The 662-nt window shown below is 47.9% G+C and carries 1 protein-coding gene; it reads left to right on the forward strand.

Features of this window, described 5'->3' with window-relative positions:
- Nucleotides 1-205 precede the first annotated feature (205 nt).
- On the forward strand, nt 206-574 hold the full coding sequence (locus tag F6Q11_RS07565; protein ID WP_297028003.1) for a hypothetical protein: 369 nt from the start codon (nt 206-208) through the stop codon (nt 572-574).
- Nucleotides 575-662 lie beyond the last annotated feature (88 nt).

A 662-nucleotide genomic window follows, 5' to 3' on the forward strand; every position in this document is an offset into this window, starting at 1 on the left:
AACGGTGGTGCAATAACAGAGATACAGATAACAATAAACGGTACTGCATACACAGTTTACAGCAACTCAACGGCAAGTGCAGTCTATGAAAACTTCACGTTACCAGCAGGTGCAAGTATAACGTTGACATACACAACAGCACCGACATGGGAGTGGTTACCGGAATGGTAATCATCGTCATTGTGGAGGGATACTGATCTGGTGAATGATGGATGCTGACAGGAACACCCACTACTCTTTTTTCATTGCACTGCTCAACCTGATACCCTTTTTCATTTTTCTATCGCTCCCGCACGATGAAAAAATGCTCTACTATGGCTCAAAGGTAATACTGCCACAGGCGCCGACCATCGGTCTCTATATCCTTGCCCTGCTTTTCATACTCATCGCAGTGCTTGACCGGTATTTTTTCAGGATCGCCTTCCTCGTTTCTGCCATAGTGGTATTCGCTCTGTTTGGCCTACAGACGGCCTTTGAGAACGTGGCGGTGATCGTTGGAATGAACGACGTCCTGTGTGCCGTGCTTATATCCCTTGAGGCGTACCGCATGGGCAAAAGTGTGAGCTACTCCTGAGCTGAAGCATCGGAGCTTCCTGATTCAATGACCGACATCTGCCTGTACGGATATATTCCATGCAAGCCCGAAGTTGCGATCTCCACAG

This window comes from Thermoplasma sp., assembly GCF_008709555.1.
Classification (GTDB): Archaea; Thermoplasmatota; Thermoplasmata; order Thermoplasmatales; family Thermoplasmataceae; genus Thermoplasma.

Bases quoted from the DNA above. Each gene is read 5' to 3' on its own strand.
- F6Q11_RS07565 (WP_297028003.1), top strand. From the start codon at position 206: ATGATGGATGCTGACAGGAACACCCACTACTCTTTTTTCATTGCACTG.